This window comes from Pseudofrankia coriaricola (genome assembly GCF_032027725.1).
Lineage (GTDB): Bacteria > Actinomycetota > Actinomycetes > Frankiales > Frankiaceae > Pseudofrankia.
In genome coordinates this window covers 1-16,146 of the sequence record NZ_JASNFO010000083.1, presented here as the reverse complement: position 1 = coordinate 16,146, position 16,146 = coordinate 1, and the positions used below count along the sequence as shown (strand labels likewise).

Genomic DNA, 16,146 nt, shown 5'->3' with positions numbered 1-16,146 from the left:
TCCCAGCTCATAGGCCCGGGCCGACTTCTGGCACCCCGCGGGCCACCCGACCAGGCCACGAGGGCCGCATTTGCGCGGAAAGCCCACATCCCCGGCCTCCCTATCGCTGCCGGCGGCACCGTTTTGGCGCTTCGCAGTGCCTCGCCGGGTGTTGCGGCCTCCAGATTGCCGAGGCGGTGCGACCGGGGATCGGTCGCACCGCCTTCGGTCGTGCGTGGAGGTGGTCAGGTCAGGGGGAAGAGGTATTCGTGGCCGAAGGTCTGGAGGTCCTTGATGGGCTCGATGGCCTTCTTGTCGCCGTCGAAGCGGACGACGGCGGCGCAGTCGTTGCCCAGGACGCGTCCGGCGGGCCAGGTGGAGCCGCACAGGGCGTTACCGAGGGCGGGGTAGTCGAAGCCGGAGTTGAGGACCTTGGCGAGGGCCTCGGTGGTGACCGTTCCGTTGATCTTGGCGAAGGCCTTGAGGAACAGGTCGGCGGCGCCGTACGAGGTCAGGGTTCCGGAGGCGCTGGCGTCGGCCTGCGAGCCGACGGCCTTCAGGTCGGCGTCGATCTGCGTGAAGGTGGCGCTGGGGAAGACGCCCGAGCCGAAGTTCGGCGTCATCGCGTACACGCCGTCGAGCTGGTCGGCCAGCGGAGCGAGGCGCGGGTCGGCGAAGTAGATCAGAATGTCACCGGTGTAGCCCGAGGAGCGCAGCGCGGCCACGAGCGGGAAGATCGTGGCGGGGGTGGTCGTCGACGCGACCAGGTTCGCGCCGCTGGCGATGATGTCCCGGGCGATCGGGGTGTAGTCGGACAGCGGCGGCGCCCCGGGGCCCGGGATCGGGGACTTGGCATAGGGGGCCTTCATGCCCAGCCCGACGGCCATCTTCGCGAAACTCTTCACGGAGGTATCTGCGGCCGCGACGCTCGACCCGACGAACGCGGCGCTCACGTCGGCTGGCTTCTTGCCGGTGCCCGCCAGGTAGCTTTCCAGACCTGCGGACGAGTAGAACGTCTGACCGGGCAGCACGCCCGCGCAGGCGATCGATTGGGTGATGGAGAAGCCGAACTGCCGGTTGTTCCAGCCGCAGTAGTCGGTCGAGATGCCCCAGCCGAAGTAGGGCACGTGCTTGTCGTTGAGGTAGTCGCCGACGGTGGAGACCGACGCGGTGAAGGGCACCAGGCCGAAGACCTTCTTGTCCTCGACCATCTCCGTGACGGCGTCCTTGGACTTGGTCGGGTCGGCGCCGCTGTCGGTGCAGCCCGCGTAGGAGAAGGTGTAGCCGTTCACGCCACCCTCGCGGTTGGCGCGTTCGAACCGCGCCTTCGCGCCGTCGCACACGCCCGGGAAGTTCTCGATACCGGTCGTGTCCTTGACGTCGGCGACACCGCCGATCGTGATGACCTTGCCGTTCACGCCGCGGACCGTGCTGCCGGTCGCGAACTGGATCGGCCCCGCCTTCTCGATCGCCAGCTTGCTGGCGGCGGCGGCGTCCATCGGCTTACCCAGGTCCACGGGTGCCGAGGAGGTGCCGTTGTCGGTGGTGGAACTGCACGAGGCGAACGTGGCCGCGGCCACCAGCGCCGCGACGCCGGCCAGCCCGGCCCGCGTCCGACGCGAACGCAACAAGATCACAGTTTTTCTCTATTCTTGGAGAACGTCCGGACGCGACGGGTGGCTTCCGACGGCGGTTGCGCCGCCGAGAGACATGAAGGTGAGCTCGTAGACGGTTATGGCGTTCTGGTAGGCGTTCATCGCGGGGGAGCCTTGCCCGGCGACACTTGACATAATCGATATTCTGGCCATGTCCCATCCCGACGCGAGGACCAGGCGCGGCGGAGGGCCCCACGATCGGCCGCGACGGCTGAGACGGTCCCTGAGTAGGGCGGATTGCATTTCCGGCAGACACAGGGCTGGCTGGACCGGCCCCACCACGATGTTGTCAGCGGCTTTCAGGCGACTATGGGATAAAGTTGGTCCTCGAGTTCAGTCCGAGAGTTGGGTTCGCGCGCAGCGGCGAAGGCGTAGCGGAATACTAGGTGTCAGGTGCGGTTGCTGTCGACGAGATTGGCCAGCAGTGTGAAGCTGTCGTGTGCCGCGACGCTGGCCACGCATCGCTCGACGCCGACCCGGGAGATCTCGAACGGCTGCATGGTGTCGCCGGCTTCGGCGGTGCAAACCGCCGCGAGGAAGAATTCGGTCATGGCGGCGCCGTACCACACCCACAGGTCGTCGAGGTCGGCGCGGATGTTCGCCGCGTCCAGCCGCGCCGCATACCGCTCGACCAGTCCTCGTTCGATCTTGCGGAGCACCTCGGGCTCGACCGAGGCCGCCGCGAAGTACGCGACGTCGCGTATGCCGGTGCCGGACATCGCGTTCTGCCAGTCCAGGAGTCCCGGGGAGTCGCCCTTGAAGAAGAGGTTCCCGAGGTGTGGGTCGCCGTGGATCAGAGTCTGCGGGAGGGCGGCCCAGAACGCGTCGATGTCCCGGCTGCGTTCGAAGAACATGCGGCACTGCCGCTTCATGGGCTCGGGAACGAGGTTGGCGGCCTCGCCTTTCATGGTGCCGAGGAGACGACGGCGGATGAGATCCCCCAGGCGGTCAGCGGCCGGCGCGCGCCCGACCAGCGGCTTGAGGTCGCCGCTGAAACGAGCGGTCTCCCAGAAGGCGATGTGCAGGTCGGCCAGCGCGTCGACAACGGCCTCGGCCTCGGTGGGCGTCACCGAGTCGCGGACCGTCCGGAATCGAGCCGTGGAGGACAGGTCCTCCAGCAGCACAACGGCGCGCCCTCTGAACCGGTTGACGCTGGCGGCGTAACAGCGCGGGGTGAGGACTGGCGGGCGTTCCCCCAGCGCATGGTAGGCAAAGACCTCCCGGGCGCCGAGTCCGAAAACGTTCATCAGCACATGCTGGCTGTAGTGGTGAGGCGTGAACTTCAGGAACAGGTGGCCGGGCACGTCGGCCGCGTCGGTGTCCACGGCGAGGCGGGCGCGCGCGGCGGTTCCTGAGTGTTCGTCGACGACGCTGACCGACCGGACCGTTCCCGGCGCCAAGCCGAACGCGGCCTCCAACCATTGCGTGTTTGCCTGGTGCGCCCGGAGCGGGACCGACCCGCCGCCGGGCAGCGACCGATCGAGACCTGCCCGAACGGCCTCCGTCATGGCCATGCCAAGGCCGAGCGCCGTGAAAAGTGATCGCGTGGCCACGTGGAATGCCCTCCGTAAGGGAGCTCTGGATGGTGGGGGCGACGTGCGTCGACTGGGCGTAGAACGCTGACCGCTACCGCGACGGGACGAAGAGGGCGGTTGTCGAGGGGGCGACCACCGTCAGCCCCCTCGACGGCCGCGTGTTTCAGGATCCGGTGATGGCCGAGGCGGGAACTGGGTTGCCGCACCAGAATCCGGTCGGAGTGTTGCCCGGCACCGTCGAGTAGCTGTCGCCCGTCGCGCTCACCTTGAGGAAGTTGAAGCAGGAGACCGGGTCGTGTGGCTTGCTCAGGTTGGTCGGGGCGAGGATCCCGCCGGCGTCGTAGCTGGTCACCTTCCGCAGGTTGGTGATGAATGACTGCCTCGTGGGGCACGGGCCGGCCAGTTGCAGCCCCTTGATCATCTCATCCGCTGCCACGTAGGAAACAATCGCGACATCGTCGAACAGGCTCGTCGTCTCGGGGGAGTATGTGGTCATGGCTTCGCGATATGCCCGGATGGCCGGCGAGTCCGTCGTGTACGACTGGAAAGCCATGGTCATCGACATGCCAGCCATATCCTTTCCCCGCTGCTGGATCTCGGTGGGGCCGTAGTTGCTGGAGCTGAGCGCTACCTTGAGGTCGATGCCGGCGGCCTTGGCGGTGGCATAGATTTCGATGAACGCATCGGCCTGAGTCGCGCCGATCAGGGTGTCGGCCCTGTCCTGGCGTAGCAGGGTCGCCACCTTGGCCGGGTCGGAGATGTCCGCCGAGTAGGACGTCTGCCCCACGACGGTGACCCCCTGGCTGCGCAGGCTGGGGGCCAACTGGCCGGCGAGGTCCACGGAGGTCGCCGAGGTCGGGTCGATCACGAGGAGGGCCCTGGTGCCGCCCTGAGCCTTGACGTAGCGGCCGAACGTGTCGACGGCGCCGCCCTTGTTGTACAACGAGCCGTAGTGGAACAGGTTGCTGTAGTTGCTCCAGATCGGACTGGATGAGAGGCCCGTCACCGGGACCCCCTTCGTCTGGAGCCAGCTCGCGGACTCGTCGGTAAGGCTGACCGACTGCGCGATCAGACCGAAGACCTGGTCGTTCTCGACGAGGCTCTGCACGGCAGTGGTGAACACGCCCGGGTCCCCCTCGTCGTCACGCCACATGAGATCGATCTTGCGGCCGTACACGCCGCCGGTGGCGTTCTCCTTGTCGATGCGCGCCTCCACTGCCCCGCGCGCTGGTCGGAAGGCCTCAGCGACAGGGCCGCCGGTGTCGGGCAGGACGAGCCCGATCTTGATGGAGTCGCCCGTCACGCCAGGCACGCCGGTCGCGCACGACGAGTGGCTGCCCGTCGCGTTGGACGATGAGGAACTGCAGCCCACCAGGGTCGACGCGACGACCAGAAGCGCGGCCGAGGCCGCGGTGCGGGCGCGCAGCCCACCCCGGGCCGCGGCCCTCGTCGCCCTGCCATGAGCCGCTCGGCGCGGCGCCACTGGCGACCCGCCCTCGGTCACGAGACCGTGCGCCGTCACTCCCAGACTCCCTCGTCATTGTGTGGCATTTGTTTTCGATGTTGGTCTTTATGTTCGTCAGTAGTATCGTTCCCGCGATTCGCAGGGCCGTTGCGGAGTGCGAGCCCTTGGCGGAGCTGGTCGAATCCGGCTCGGATGAGGTGGGCCAGTTCGGACCGGGGCACCTGCTTGCTGGCGTACAGCCCGACGACGGATAGGACCGCAGCGTCGGCGGCGTGGACGACGAGTCGCGGATAGAGGTCGCGGTGGGGGTCGGTGCCCGTGCGGATCGCGACTTCGCGCAGGAGGTCCGTCGTTGCCTGGTCGCGCGAGGCTGCACGGTGGACGACAAGTGCAGGGTTGTGAGCCGTGAGGCGGGTGGCGGCGATGAGTTGTTCGAGCGAGTCGGTGGCTTCGATCAGGCCGATGGCGACCGCCTCAAGTGAGTCGAGGACGGGTTCGTGGGGGTCGCGGAGCAGGAACGTCTCGATGTAGTCGTTCTGCGCTCGTTCCAGGACGAACAGCACCGCCTCCTCCTTGTTGGAGAAGTAGTTGCGGAACGTCCGGGGAGCGACGCCGGCGGCTTCGGCGATGGCGTCGCCGGTGACGGCGTCGAGCCCGCGCTCGAGCATCAGCGACAGGGCTGCCTGGCTCAGCGCCAGCTTGGTTGCCGCCTTCTTCCGTTCCCGCAGTCCGGCCGTTGACATGGCCCTCATCCTAGGCAAAGCATGCCGGATGCGGCAAGATTGCCAGGCCCGGCAGGTTCTGGGTCGACGAGCCAAGGGGATGCGAATGGTGACGGTCGAGGACCTGCCGACGATTCCGACGGACGACCCGGCGTGGTGGCAGGACCCGTACCCGGTGCTGCGCGAGCTGGGCGAGCGGCACCGGTTAGCCAGGACGCCCCAGGGCCTGCCCGCCTTGCTGCGCTGGGATGACGCGTTCGAGACCGTCCGGGGCACGCAGTTCATCCAGCACGGCATCGAGGTGCTCGAGGCACGCGGGTTCCAGCCGGGAGATCCGTTACACACCTGGGGCAGCAACCGCATCGGCGTGATGGAAGGCGAACACCACCGTCGCGTCCGATCACTGGCGGCGTGGGCCCTGTCGAAGCGGAAGATGGACGACCTGCGGCCCCTCATCCGCCACCACGCCCACGCGTTACTAGACGCCAAGCTGGGCGTCCGCGAGATCGAAGGACGACTCGACTACGCCTACCTGCTGCCTCGTCTCCCGGTCGGTGCGACCCAGCTGGCCGACGAGGCGGTCATCGGGGAGATCCAGAACCCTCGGGGCCACGAAGCTGCCCCCGGACGCGCTGGTGCTCGAAGTACGGGCCACTGCCCACAGCTCCGACCTGATGGCAGCCGCCCCGACGGTTGGCCGGCTGCGCGATCTGGGCGTACGGATCTCACTGGCCGAGGTGGGCGCGCCCGACACGGGGGTTGATGCACTGCGCGTGCTGCCCATGGACATTGCCGTGCTCGACACAGCCGTCACCGGCCCGCTCGGCGAAACCCGTGACGACGTCCGCACAACCGTCATGCTCACGTCCCTGCTCGACGCGTTCCGCCAACTCGGAGTCGTCGTGACCGCCGGCGGCGTCAACGACGAACGCGCCGACGAACGCGCCACCCGACTGGGCTGCATCCTCGGGATCGGCCGGCTCTTCGGCGACTGGCAAGCCGACCCACCCAGACTGGCCCGTGGCCGACCACCCGGCCGTCGACCCGATCCCCAGACCCCCACGGCCCGAGGCCGCACATAGCGCAACCAGCAGAAACCAGACCCCGGTCATCCCGGGCCCCGTAGGGTGATCATGATGCGCCCGAGATCACGCCGTCGCCACTGCCGGCTCATCGCGCAGGCGAGATGCCGTGTGCCGGACAGAAGGCCGTCACGGACGGGTACCGAATGTCGCAACGTTGCCCGGGTCGAAGAGAAACGTCAGCCCGACCGCGACCCCGTTCACGGTGGCCAGACGGACCGGAGCCTCCTGTTCCCTCCGATCGGACGGATGCCCGACCGGAGGGAGCAGGATCCGGCCACCGAGGTCATTCCTCGATTGGTTCAGCGCTCGATCTCGATCGTTCAGTCCTCGATCGGAGAGGACCCGAGCACCTGGAACTCGGTGGGCTGGCCCTGGCCGTTCAGGGTTGTGGACAACCCGCCGCGCACGCAGACCGCGGGCGAGGCCGGGTATGCCTTGCCGTTGCACCGGAACCGCAGGCCTGCCGCTCCCGGCAGTTCCTTCTCCGGCATTGCCTTGATGGTGGTGTTGACTGTTTCCGGGGTGATGTTCCCCGAGATTCCTTCGAGTGCCGTGGCAAGGCCGGCCAGGGTCATGAACATGCCCCTACCGGTGGCCGAGTTGATGTTGATGTTCTTGCCGTAGGTCTTCATCGCGGTGCTGTACAGAACGCTGGACGGATCGGTCCCGCCGGTCGGAGCGGAGGCTGCGACGACCATGCCACCGAGAACGTCGGCCGGTACTGCCTTGCGGGTCGGGTCGGTGATGCACTGCGAGATGGCGCTGATCGTGCCGGTGTACCCGACCGCTTTCAGGCCGTTGAAGGCGCTGATGCAGAACGAGTCGTTGCCCACGACGAACACGACGCCGGGTTTACCATCGGCGACGCGCTGCATCTGCGGGGTCATGTCGGCTGTACCCGGGGGCACCGTGACCAGTTCGTAACCGATCCCGGCCTTCTTGAAGACATCCGGTGCGACCTCCTGCTGGACGTGCAGCGCCGCCGGTACGTCGATGACGACCGACGTCACCTTGTCGACGCCCTTTTCCTTGGCGAGGGCGATCGGCAGCTGGAGCACCGCGTAGGTCGGGTCGCCGAGGGTGTAGGTCGACTCGCTGTCACCCAGCAGCGCATCGCTTCCCGCGCCGAAGAACATCGCCGGAATGTTCGCGTCGGCCAACGGTTTTCCCACGCTCTCGGCGACGCCGGACTCCCCGATCGCTACGGCGACGACGTTCTCCTCGACCATCTGGTTCCCGCAGTCGGTGCCCTTGCCTGGGTCCGACTGTGTCTCGCACTTCACCAGCTCGATGGGCCGGCCGCCGATGCCGCCCTTGTGCTCGTTGAGGTATGCGGCGGTGGCGTCAGCGACGTCGAACTGGATGGAGTTGTCGACGATGGCGGATTTGCCGTCCGAGACAATTCCGATCTTGACGGGCTTGCCGGCCGCCTTGTTCACCGGGCCGAGAACGTTGGCGTTCGTGGTCGCGCCGCCGCCGGTACCAGGAGCGTCGTTGTGGTCGTCGTCGGATCCGCACGCGGCGGCGAAGACGAGCAGGGCCAACGGCGCGGCTAAGAGCGCGCCCGCCGACCGCCGTGACCGCTTTCGAGGCAGCTTATGGAACGAGATCGTTTTGTCCTGCATGACTTTTCCCATCTCATCGTTGTCGTTGCATTGTCCTGCGCGGGGTGATGTGCTGCGGGGGAGTGGACGCAGCACGGTCGTACTTCGCCTGGCACGCCTCTTGCCGGCCGTTGGGCGTCGGCCGGTCGCTACTTCTGCCCGTTCTGGGCCTTCTGCGCCGTCTGCGCGGCTGGTCCGCGTACCGCGGCGCCAATGCCGCCATCGACGAGTACATCGATGCCGGTGACGAACCGGGCGTTGTCGGACAGCAGGAAACCGGCGACGTCGGCGACGTCGGCGGCCTGCCCGATGCGACCCAGCGGGGTGGCCCGCAGGAGAGCCGCCATGCCAGTGCTGGTCTGCGCCTCCTGCCGTCCCTGCGGGGTGTCGATGAGCCCGGGGGAGAGCGAGCAGACGCGACCGCCAAGCGGTCCGATCCGCACGGCCTCCTGCTGGGCGAAGCGCTGCACTCCGCGCTTGGCCCATGGGTAGGCCCATCCGCTGTCCTCGACCTGTGTTCCGAGAACCTCATGGATCCGGTCGAGGAAGTCCTCGGCGAGCGGGTCGTCGAGCACGGCGTCCGCGGCCGGGTTCGGTTCGGCAAATGCGAGCAGCGGCGCCATCGACGCGAAGTACACCGAGGCCGTTCCTGCCGTGGTGAGCGGGCGCAGCGCATCGGCCAGCAACGCGGTCCCGATGAGGTCCACGGTGAAGATGCGGCGCCAGTCGGCCATGGTCGGCGAGATCCCCGCGGCGTGGGCCACGGCGCGCAGCGTGCCGAGCTCGCCGACCCGGGTCGCGAGCCGGGCCAGGCCCGCGCGGTCGGTGATATCGAGGACGAACGGCTCGACGGCGGTCCCGTCGGCACCCGTCAGGTCCTTGGCCACCGTCGCGACCGCCTCGTCCCGGTCCACCAGTAGCACCACGTCGACCATGCCGATGAGGCGCTGCGCGCAGGCCAGGCCCATGCCGCGGCCGGCACCGGTTGCCATTCCCACCGTGCTCACGGCTCGACCACCACCCGCAGTGCTCCCGATCTCCGGTCCGCGGCCACCCGGAACGCCTCGATCGCGTCCGCGAGGGGGAACCGATGAGTGATCAGCGTCTTGGCGATGTCCGGGTTCTCGGCGAGCATGGCCGCCGTGTCCTCCATTTCGCGTCCGTTCTCGTGGCGGCAGTACCCTAGCGAAGGCAACAGTTTTGCCTCGCGGTGGAACAGGGGGGCCCAATCGAGTTCCACCTTGCCGAGGTGAACACCCACACAGACCACGGTTCCGTGCGGTGCGACGAGTTCGGTGGCGCGGGCGAGGCCAGTCGAGGTCCCGGCGGCTTCCACGACCACGTCATAGAGACCTTCGGCGTCGAGCTTGGCGCCGAGGCGTTCGCCGGCTTCGGCCTGGTGCGGGTGACGTGCGTCGAGAGCGACGTCGGGGGCGCCCTGTCGGCGTGCACCTGCGACGGCGAGAAGGCCGAGTGCCCCGGCTCCGACCACGGCGACCCGGGTGTTCGGGCCCGTGCCGGCCAGCCGGAGAGCGTGCCAGGCAACCGATGCCGGCTCGACGAGCGAGGCGTCCCGGACATCGAGTCCCGGCGGAAGCGAAACGAGCCGCTCCGTTGGGGCGCGGAACTGTTCGGCCATCCCGCCGTCGGCGGTGGCGCCGAGCGCCCGCTGTACGTGGATGGGACAGAGGTTGTATCGACCGCTACGGCACAGGTCGCATTCCATGCAACCGTACAGCGCCTCAACGACCGCGGTGGAGCCGTCCTCGCGGACGCCCGCCAGCTCGTGTCCGATGACGTGCTGCGCGCCTAATTCGATGTACAGAAGGTCTGAGCTGCAGATGCTCGCCGCCGCGACCCGGAGAATCTCCTCGCCGGTGCCGGGAGGTTCGTCGAGGTCGACGACTGCGACATTTCCGTCCCTGGCCCTCACGGCTTTCATCAGTACTCCCTGGTTCTGACGTCCGGCCCGGAGAGAGTTCCGCCATCTCTCCCCGCCGATACGATGGGTTTCTGACGTGCTGGTGTGGATGCCCGGCCGGCCGTGGCGTCCTGGTGGCAGGGGCCGTGCGGGCGGGGACGGATATGCCCACTGTCTGGGTGGTGCCGCGCCAGCCCGGTCACTCACCGTTTCCCGGGCGCGGTTTCGTCCGGATCCGCTTCGGCGCACTCGTTCCAGGTGTGCGAGCGGGTCAAGACCGCGCCTGTCCGAGTCCGTTACGCCGAGAAATGCGGTGGTCGACGGCGGGCTGTGGGCAGCAGGGACGGATGCTGAGTGAAGTGGTCGATACCGGGGAGGTCGGTGCCGGGCGGCACGATCTTGTCGATGGCGTCGAGGACGTCGCCGCTGAGCTCGATGTCGGCGGCGTCCAGGGCGTCGTCGAGGTGCTTCGCGGTGCGCGGTCCGATGATCGTCGAGGTGATGGCGGGGTGGCTGGCGACGAAGGCGAGTGCGAGCGTGGTGAGGGTGATTCCTGCCTGGGCGGCGACGTCGCGCAGGGCGTCGACCGCGTCGAAGCGGGCGGGGTCGGCGCGTTCGGCGGCCGTGCTGACCGTTCCCTGCATGAAGGGGCTGGTGGGGTCGTAGCGTGAGCCGGCCGGTGGCTCCTGGCCGCGTTGGTACTTGCCGGTCAGCCAGCCGCCGGCCAGCGGGCTCCACGGGATGACCGCCATCTGGTGTCGTTGGCAGGCGGGGAGGACTGCCTGTTCGATCGATCGGGCGAAGATCGAGTACTGCGGTTGTTCGCAGACGAACCGTGCGCTGTTCCGCCGGGAGGCTGCCCATTGTGCTTCGACGATCCAGTCGGCGGGGAACGACGAGGATCCCAGGTAGAGCACCTTGCCGTGGCGTACGAGGTCGGTGAGGGCGCCGAGGGTTTCCTCCAGGTCGGTGTTCCAGTCGGGCTTGTGTATCTGGAGGAGGTCGATGCGGTCGGTGCCCAGCCGTTGCAGGCTGTCTTCGACGGCCTGGGTTATCCATCGGCGTGAGGAGCCCCGCTGGAGGCGGCCGCCCATGGGGTAGAAGCATTTGGTGGCGAGTACGACCTCGTCGCGGCGTGTTTTCACGGCCTGTCCGACGATCTGCTCGGCCTCGCCGTGGGAGTACACGTCGGCGGTGTCGATGAAGTTGAACCCGCCGTCGAGCGCGCGGTTGATGATCGGCACGCAGTCGTCGGGATCGGTGCTGCCGAGGCGGCCGAACGTCATCGTTCCCAGGCACTGGCTGCTTACCTCGATGCCGGTCCTTCCGAACCCGCGGTACTTCATCAGACTCCTTCGGGTGGCCGGTGCTGTCCCGGTTGTGCGCGGCCCGGAGGACGCGCTCGGCCTCGCCTGGGCATGAGAGGTTGCCGTTTTCAAACTGTCGAAGATCTGCGGCGTGACGGTCGGTAGATGGAGAGTCGTCGTGCCACCGACGGTCCTCATGGCTTGTCCGTCACGGGCGGTGGCGCGGATTCGCGTCGGCGGCCACCCGGATGGTCTTGGCGGGGTGCGTTAACGGAAGGCGGCCGTCGATAAGCGCGCTGGCCCCGGTTGTCAGGAACCGTGCAGGCTACGAACAGGATCGCTGCCGTCCCAACGGTTGGCCGCTTGACGTACGACCCTCGCCAGGTCATCCGTGGCGACGCTGACTTCCATGACCTCGACTATGGTCGCTGGGCCGGCGGGGGGCTCGACGTAGGCATAGCGGGTCGCGCCGTCTCCGCCACCGAACCACGGGATTGGCCATCCCGCGGCCCGGACGGACCGCATGGCGGCATCGAAGTCGGTGACCCACCAGGCCAGCTGATGGAACCCTTCCCGTCCGGACTCGAGAAACTCGGTGTAAATGCTCGGTGTGCTGTCCTCCTGGCAGATCAGCTCAACCTGTAGATCACCCGTGTTAGCGAAGGCCATCGACAGCGACACCTCGCAGGACTGGCCTCGGTAGGTCGCCCGCTGTGACTGTCCACGCAGGACATACCAGGGGCCCACCCCCAGCTCGAGCCAGCTGGCCACAGCCTGGTCGAGGTCGCGGACGACATAGCCGATCTGGCGCACGACTCCGGGAAGGACAGCCGGCCCGGAAGCCAAGCCGGAGGGCGAATTCATCGATGCTCCTGAATCTACTCGGGTGCGCCGGCTATGCGACGACGCCGCGGAGTTTGAGATCGAGGATGGAGTCCCAGTCGAGGCCGAGTTCGGCGAGGACGTCGTCGCCGTGCTCGTTGAAAGTCGGCGCGCGGCCGGGCCTGGCGGGTTGTTCGTCGTATTGCACGGGAGCGGCGGCCAGGCGGAAGGGGACGCCGGCGGCGGTCGCGCACTCCTGGACGTAGCCGTTGGCGACCGTCTGCGGATCAGCCGCAGCTTCCAACGTGTTCTGCACGACCGTCCACTGGCCGGTGAAGGACGCCAACCGTTCCCGCCACTCAGCGAGGGGCCGGTCGGCGAAGATGTCACGCAGAATGGCGATCGCGTCGGCACTGTGCGCGAGCAGCGATTCGTGGGTGGCGAAGCGGGGGTCGGCGCCCAGTTCCGGCCGGCCGGTGGCCTCGCACAGGAGCGGCCAGTATTTGCCCGCCTGCAGGCAGGTAAACGCCAGCCAGGTCCCGTCCTTGGTCTGGTAGTTGCCGGACAGCGGATTCGCCCGCACAGCGCCCGCGGGTGGCGGGGTCCAGGGAATGTCGAGCAGCAGGGACAGGGCAAGCGCCTGACCCATCGCCCACATGCCCGTTCCCAGGAGCGAGACATCGACGACGGCCGCTTCTCCGATTCGTTCCCGGTGGTAGAGCGCGCCCATGATTCCACCGGCGATCGTCATCGCGCCGAGGGAGTCCCCGAAGCCGGGCGCTGGGGGGACCGGGACGTGGCCGTACTCGGGACGCATGACTCCCACGGCGGCACCCGTGCGAGACCAGAAGGCCAGCGAGTCGTAGGAACCGCGGTCGGCCTCCGGCCCGCGCTCGCCCTGTCCCGTGCCGCGGACGTAGATGATGCCCGGGTTGTGGGCACGGATCTCCTCCACGTCGATCTTCAACTTGGCACGTACGGCCGGCAGCTTGTTGGTGAGGAAGACGTCGCAGGTCGCGGCGAGGCGGTAGAGGATCTCGCGGCCCGCCTCCGATCCCAGATCGAGTCCCACGCTGCGTTTCCCGCGGTTGGAGTGCTCAAGAAGGACGTTGGCTGACGTCGGCACGACCGCGACACCGGTGGCGGCCAGAGCGCGCATGGCGTCACCGCGCTCGACGTGCTCGATCTTGATGACCTCGGCGCCCCAGTCGGCAAGGAGCGCGGAGGCGGCCGGAACGAAGGTGTGTTCGGCGACCTCAAGGACCCGGACACCACGCATCACCGCGGTCATGGACACCCTCCTGCCTTGCGGCAGATGTAGAGACCGAGGTCCGAGCCGTTGAGAACCTCCGGCTCGCCGGCCTCGGCGAACGGTCACCCGGATCCAGGTCGCGATCATCTCGCCGGCACGCTCGGACCGGCGCGGCCGTCCCGAGTCGGCACCGACGCGGGCCGCCGATGCCAAGTACCGGCAGGTCAGCCGTGACACGAACCTGGTGATGCTTTCAGCTGGTGGTGGCAGGAGAGATGAGTCCTCGCTGACTACGCCCAGCGGCCGGATCGACGCCATCGGTCTGGTCGCCCGCGGCCAACGTGACGATCTTGATTACGCACCCCCCCTTATGTGCGACCGTTGGTCGCTTTCCAGTCGGGGAAGTATGCGTCCAGTGGTCGCATACTGTCAAGGTGGTGTTGGATGGTCCGGTGACGCGCCGACCGCTCCCAGAGACCGACGAGGGCGGACCCCAGGCACCCGGGCAGGCGATCACGCCCCCCGAGCCCGGAACGCCTCGTTGGTGGACGGAACGGGCCGTCGCTGAGGGAAGGCGCAAGCCGCGGGCCGGCGGCCTGTCTACCGCGCGCATCGTCGAGACCGCGCTGGAGGTCCTACGCGAAGGCGGCCTCGACGCGCTGACGCTGCGAGCCGTCGCCAGCCGGCTCGGCGCCGGCAGCAACGCCTCGCTCTACCGGCACATCGCCAGCCGCGACGAACTGATCGTGCTGATCATCGATCACCTCATGGGCGAGGTCCGGCTCGAACGCACCGGACGGGGCTGGCGCGCCGACGCCGAGGCGCTGATGCGGGAGATGCGCCGGGTCATCCTCGACCAGCCACTGCCCACTTCCGTGACGAGGAGCCGGTCGGCCTACGGTCCGAACATGCTGCGCGTCGTGAACGCCACCCTCGGGATCTTCCTCAACGCCGGACTGACCAACGAGCAGGCAGCCTTCGCCAGCATCACAATGATCGAGTTCGTGGCCAGCGCCACCACCATCGAGCGCACCACCGCCGGACGCCGGAAAACCGGCGAGATCGGGACCGCCGAGTTCCACGACCTCATCGTCGGACTGCCACCCAGCGAGTCGACGGCCCTCCTCGCCGCCGGAGACGACTACCTGACCGCCACCGCCGCCGACGTCTTCACCCGCAGCATGGCGCTCTTCCTCGATGGCATCGCAAGCCAACTCCCTTGCGAAGGGTAACCGTGCCAACACACAATCGCCATCCTCGCGGCTCTCGCCACCGCCGCAAACCTCGCCCCGTCCTGCGCCAGTCCAGCAAGGTCCGTTACCTGCGCCGCGCGACCGCCGCGACGAGGCCTTCAAACGGGTCATTTACCAGTCCGCCTTCATCGCCGTCGGCCGCGATCCCACCAGCGAGGCCCACTACCGGCGGAAACGAGACGAGGGCAACGGCCCCCCACCGGGGGCCGTCCTCGGGCTCGCCCACCGGCACGTCAACGTCCTGCGTGCGACCCGGGGGAGCCGGTACCTCTACCAGCAGCTCAACGCCGCCGCTGCTTGACGGACGCGTTAGGAAGGCCTACCTGGCCACGGCCGCCGGGCCGTGTCGGCCTACCCGGACCCGCCGTCGTCCCTGAAGACCCCGGCCCTGGTCACGGGGCCGTGCAGGTTGCGTACCCTCACCTGGCGACGAGGCACTCATCGGAGCCCGGACAACCCGTACGCCGAGATGCAGTCCCAGCTCCCGGTACCGCGCATCCGGTCCTCAGACAGGTCGGTGAACCGCGCCGCCGACCGCCGCCTGCCCGAATGCTGGCTCGTCGCCCAATGGCCACCGGGCAGGGTCGAACCCACCGACTACTGGCTTCGACCCTGCCCGCCGACATCCCGCGGCCCCGTCTCGTCCAGCTCGCGAAGCTGGGCCGGCGGATCGAACACGCCCACCCGAGGTCGAAGAGGCCTCGACCAGCACGAGTACGCTCCTTCTGCGGCTGGCACCACCGCGTCGCCCTCGTCTGCGTCGCCCAGGCGTTGTGCACCCAGCTCCACCGCACCCCCAAAGCGCCTGCGCTGGCCTGCCCTCTCCGGAGTCCTCCACACCTTCCAGGCCCTGCTCAACGTCTGGACGGGCGCCTGCCGCCTCCGCGAGCTGTCACCAAATGAACCGATCTCGCATGCCAGAGTCACTAAACAAAGTCCTACTAGTGTCTCGTGATTCTGTTTCGTTTATGTGGTCGTTCGGCTAGAATGGCGAGGTGGAGCTAACGGCGGATATGCGGTCGGAACTGCTGTCCATGGTGAATGACAGCGACGTTCCTGCGAATGTGGCGACGCGGGCACGAATCGTGCTGTGGTTCGCCGACGGTCTTGGGAAGAAGGACGTCGCCGAGCGCGCCGGGGTCTCGCTGCCGACGGTCTATCTGTGGCTGTCTCGTTATGAGAGCGACGGCGTCGACGGACTGGTCGACCGGCAGCGCGGGGCGCCGCGAGAGCAGGTGCCGGCGCGGATCCGCGGCCGCGTCCTCGCGCTGACCCGCACCACGCCGCCGGCGGAGACGGGCCTGACGCACTGGTCGAGCCGGGAGATGGCCAGGTACGTCACCCGCACCACGGGGACATCGATCTCGTGGCACTACGTGGCCAAACTGTGGCGAGACAACGGGTTGAAGCCGCACCGGCAGGGCACCTTCAAACTCAGCAGGGACCCGGCGTTCGCGGAGAAGGTCGCCGACATCGTCGGCCTGTACCTCGCTCCCCCCGAGGCGGTAGTGGTGCTGTGCGTGGACGAGAAGACCCAGGTCCAGGC

General features: G+C 68.1%; 14 protein-coding genes. 4 read left to right on the top strand and 10 right to left on the bottom strand.

The window, feature by feature from the left end; all coding sequences use genetic code 11:
- Positions 1–224: 224 nt before the first annotated feature.
- From QOZ89_RS35410 to QOZ89_RS35400, 3 genes are all read right to left on the bottom strand, one after another.
- Positions 225–1,616: an ABC transporter substrate-binding protein gene (locus QOZ89_RS35410; RefSeq protein WP_312628210.1), complete on the bottom strand. Its 1,392-nt coding sequence runs from the start codon at positions 1,614–1,616 to the stop codon at positions 225–227.
- A gap of 407 nt (positions 1,617–2,023) precedes the next feature.
- Complete coding sequence (locus QOZ89_RS35405) at positions 2,024–3,187, bottom strand: phosphotransferase family protein (protein WP_312628209.1); 1,164 nt, start codon at positions 3,185–3,187, stop codon at positions 2,024–2,026.
- Between the two features lie 145 nt (positions 3,188–3,332).
- A complete protein-coding gene (locus QOZ89_RS35400; RefSeq protein WP_241841440.1) occupies positions 3,333–4,472 on the bottom strand; it encodes an ABC transporter substrate-binding protein in 1,140 nt (379 codons plus the stop codon).
- On the opposite strand from QOZ89_RS35400, the gene QOZ89_RS35395 reads away from it, so the two are divergent.
- A complete protein-coding gene (locus tag QOZ89_RS35395) occupies positions 4,456–4,632 on the top strand; it encodes a hypothetical protein (protein ID WP_312628207.1) in 177 nt (58 codons plus the stop codon). The two genes, QOZ89_RS35400 and QOZ89_RS35395, sit on opposite strands and share 17 nt — an antisense overlap.
- Before the next feature lie 55 nt (positions 4,633–4,687).
- Here QOZ89_RS35395 and QOZ89_RS35390 read toward each other — a convergent pair whose 3' ends face one another.
- Entirely contained in the window at positions 4,688–5,377 is a 690-nt protein-coding gene (locus QOZ89_RS35390; protein ID WP_312628205.1) for a TetR/AcrR family transcriptional regulator, read from the bottom strand.
- A 533-nt stretch (positions 5,378–5,910) separates the two neighbouring features.
- Here QOZ89_RS35390 and QOZ89_RS35385 point away from each other — a divergent pair.
- A complete protein-coding gene (locus QOZ89_RS35385) occupies positions 5,911–6,438 on the top strand; it encodes an EAL domain-containing protein (RefSeq protein WP_312628203.1) in 528 nt (175 codons plus the stop codon).
- A gap of 323 nt (positions 6,439–6,761) precedes the next feature.
- On the opposite strand, the gene QOZ89_RS35380 is transcribed toward QOZ89_RS35385, so the two are convergent.
- The 6 genes from QOZ89_RS35380 to QOZ89_RS35355 all read right to left on the bottom strand — a co-directional run bounded on the left by QOZ89_RS35380 (position 6,762) and on the right by QOZ89_RS35355 (position 13,386).
- Positions 6,762–8,066, bottom strand: coding sequence for an ABC transporter substrate-binding protein (locus QOZ89_RS35380; RefSeq protein WP_312628201.1), 1,305 nt, complete (start codon positions 8,064–8,066; stop codon positions 6,762–6,764).
- 128 nt (positions 8,067–8,194) lie between these two features.
- Positions 8,195–9,052, bottom strand: coding sequence for an SDR family oxidoreductase (locus QOZ89_RS35375; protein ID WP_312628200.1), 858 nt, complete (start codon positions 9,050–9,052; stop codon positions 8,195–8,197).
- Positions 9,049–9,987 carry a zinc-dependent alcohol dehydrogenase gene (locus QOZ89_RS35370; protein ID WP_312628199.1) on the bottom strand — a complete coding sequence of 313 codons (939 nt, stop codon included), beginning with the start codon at positions 9,985–9,987 and terminating at the stop codon, positions 9,049–9,051. Before QOZ89_RS35370 ends, QOZ89_RS35375 begins: the two co-directional genes overlap by 4 nt.
- A gap of 275 nt (positions 9,988–10,262) precedes the next feature.
- Positions 10,263–11,312, bottom strand: coding sequence for an aldo/keto reductase (locus QOZ89_RS35365; RefSeq protein WP_312628197.1), 1,050 nt, complete (start codon positions 11,310–11,312; stop codon positions 10,263–10,265).
- A gap of 270 nt (positions 11,313–11,582) precedes the next feature.
- Positions 11,583–12,137: a VOC family protein gene (locus QOZ89_RS35360; protein WP_071046452.1), complete on the bottom strand. Its 555-nt coding sequence runs from the start codon at positions 12,135–12,137 to the stop codon at positions 11,583–11,585.
- A gap of 31 nt (positions 12,138–12,168) precedes the next feature.
- Positions 12,169–13,386, bottom strand: a complete 1,218-nt coding sequence (locus QOZ89_RS35355; protein ID WP_312628194.1) for a CaiB/BaiF CoA transferase family protein — start codon at positions 13,384–13,386, stop codon at positions 12,169–12,171.
- A gap of 413 nt (positions 13,387–13,799) precedes the next feature.
- Here QOZ89_RS35355 and QOZ89_RS35350 point away from each other — a divergent pair, with 413 nt between their 5' ends.
- Entirely contained in the window at positions 13,800–14,579 is a 780-nt protein-coding gene (locus QOZ89_RS35350; RefSeq protein ID WP_397428903.1) for a TetR/AcrR family transcriptional regulator, read from the top strand.
- A gap of 1,034 nt (positions 14,580–15,613) precedes the next feature.
- A partial coding sequence (locus tag QOZ89_RS35345) for an IS630 family transposase (protein WP_312628192.1) occupies positions 15,614–16,146 on the top strand: 533 nt, incomplete at its 3' end.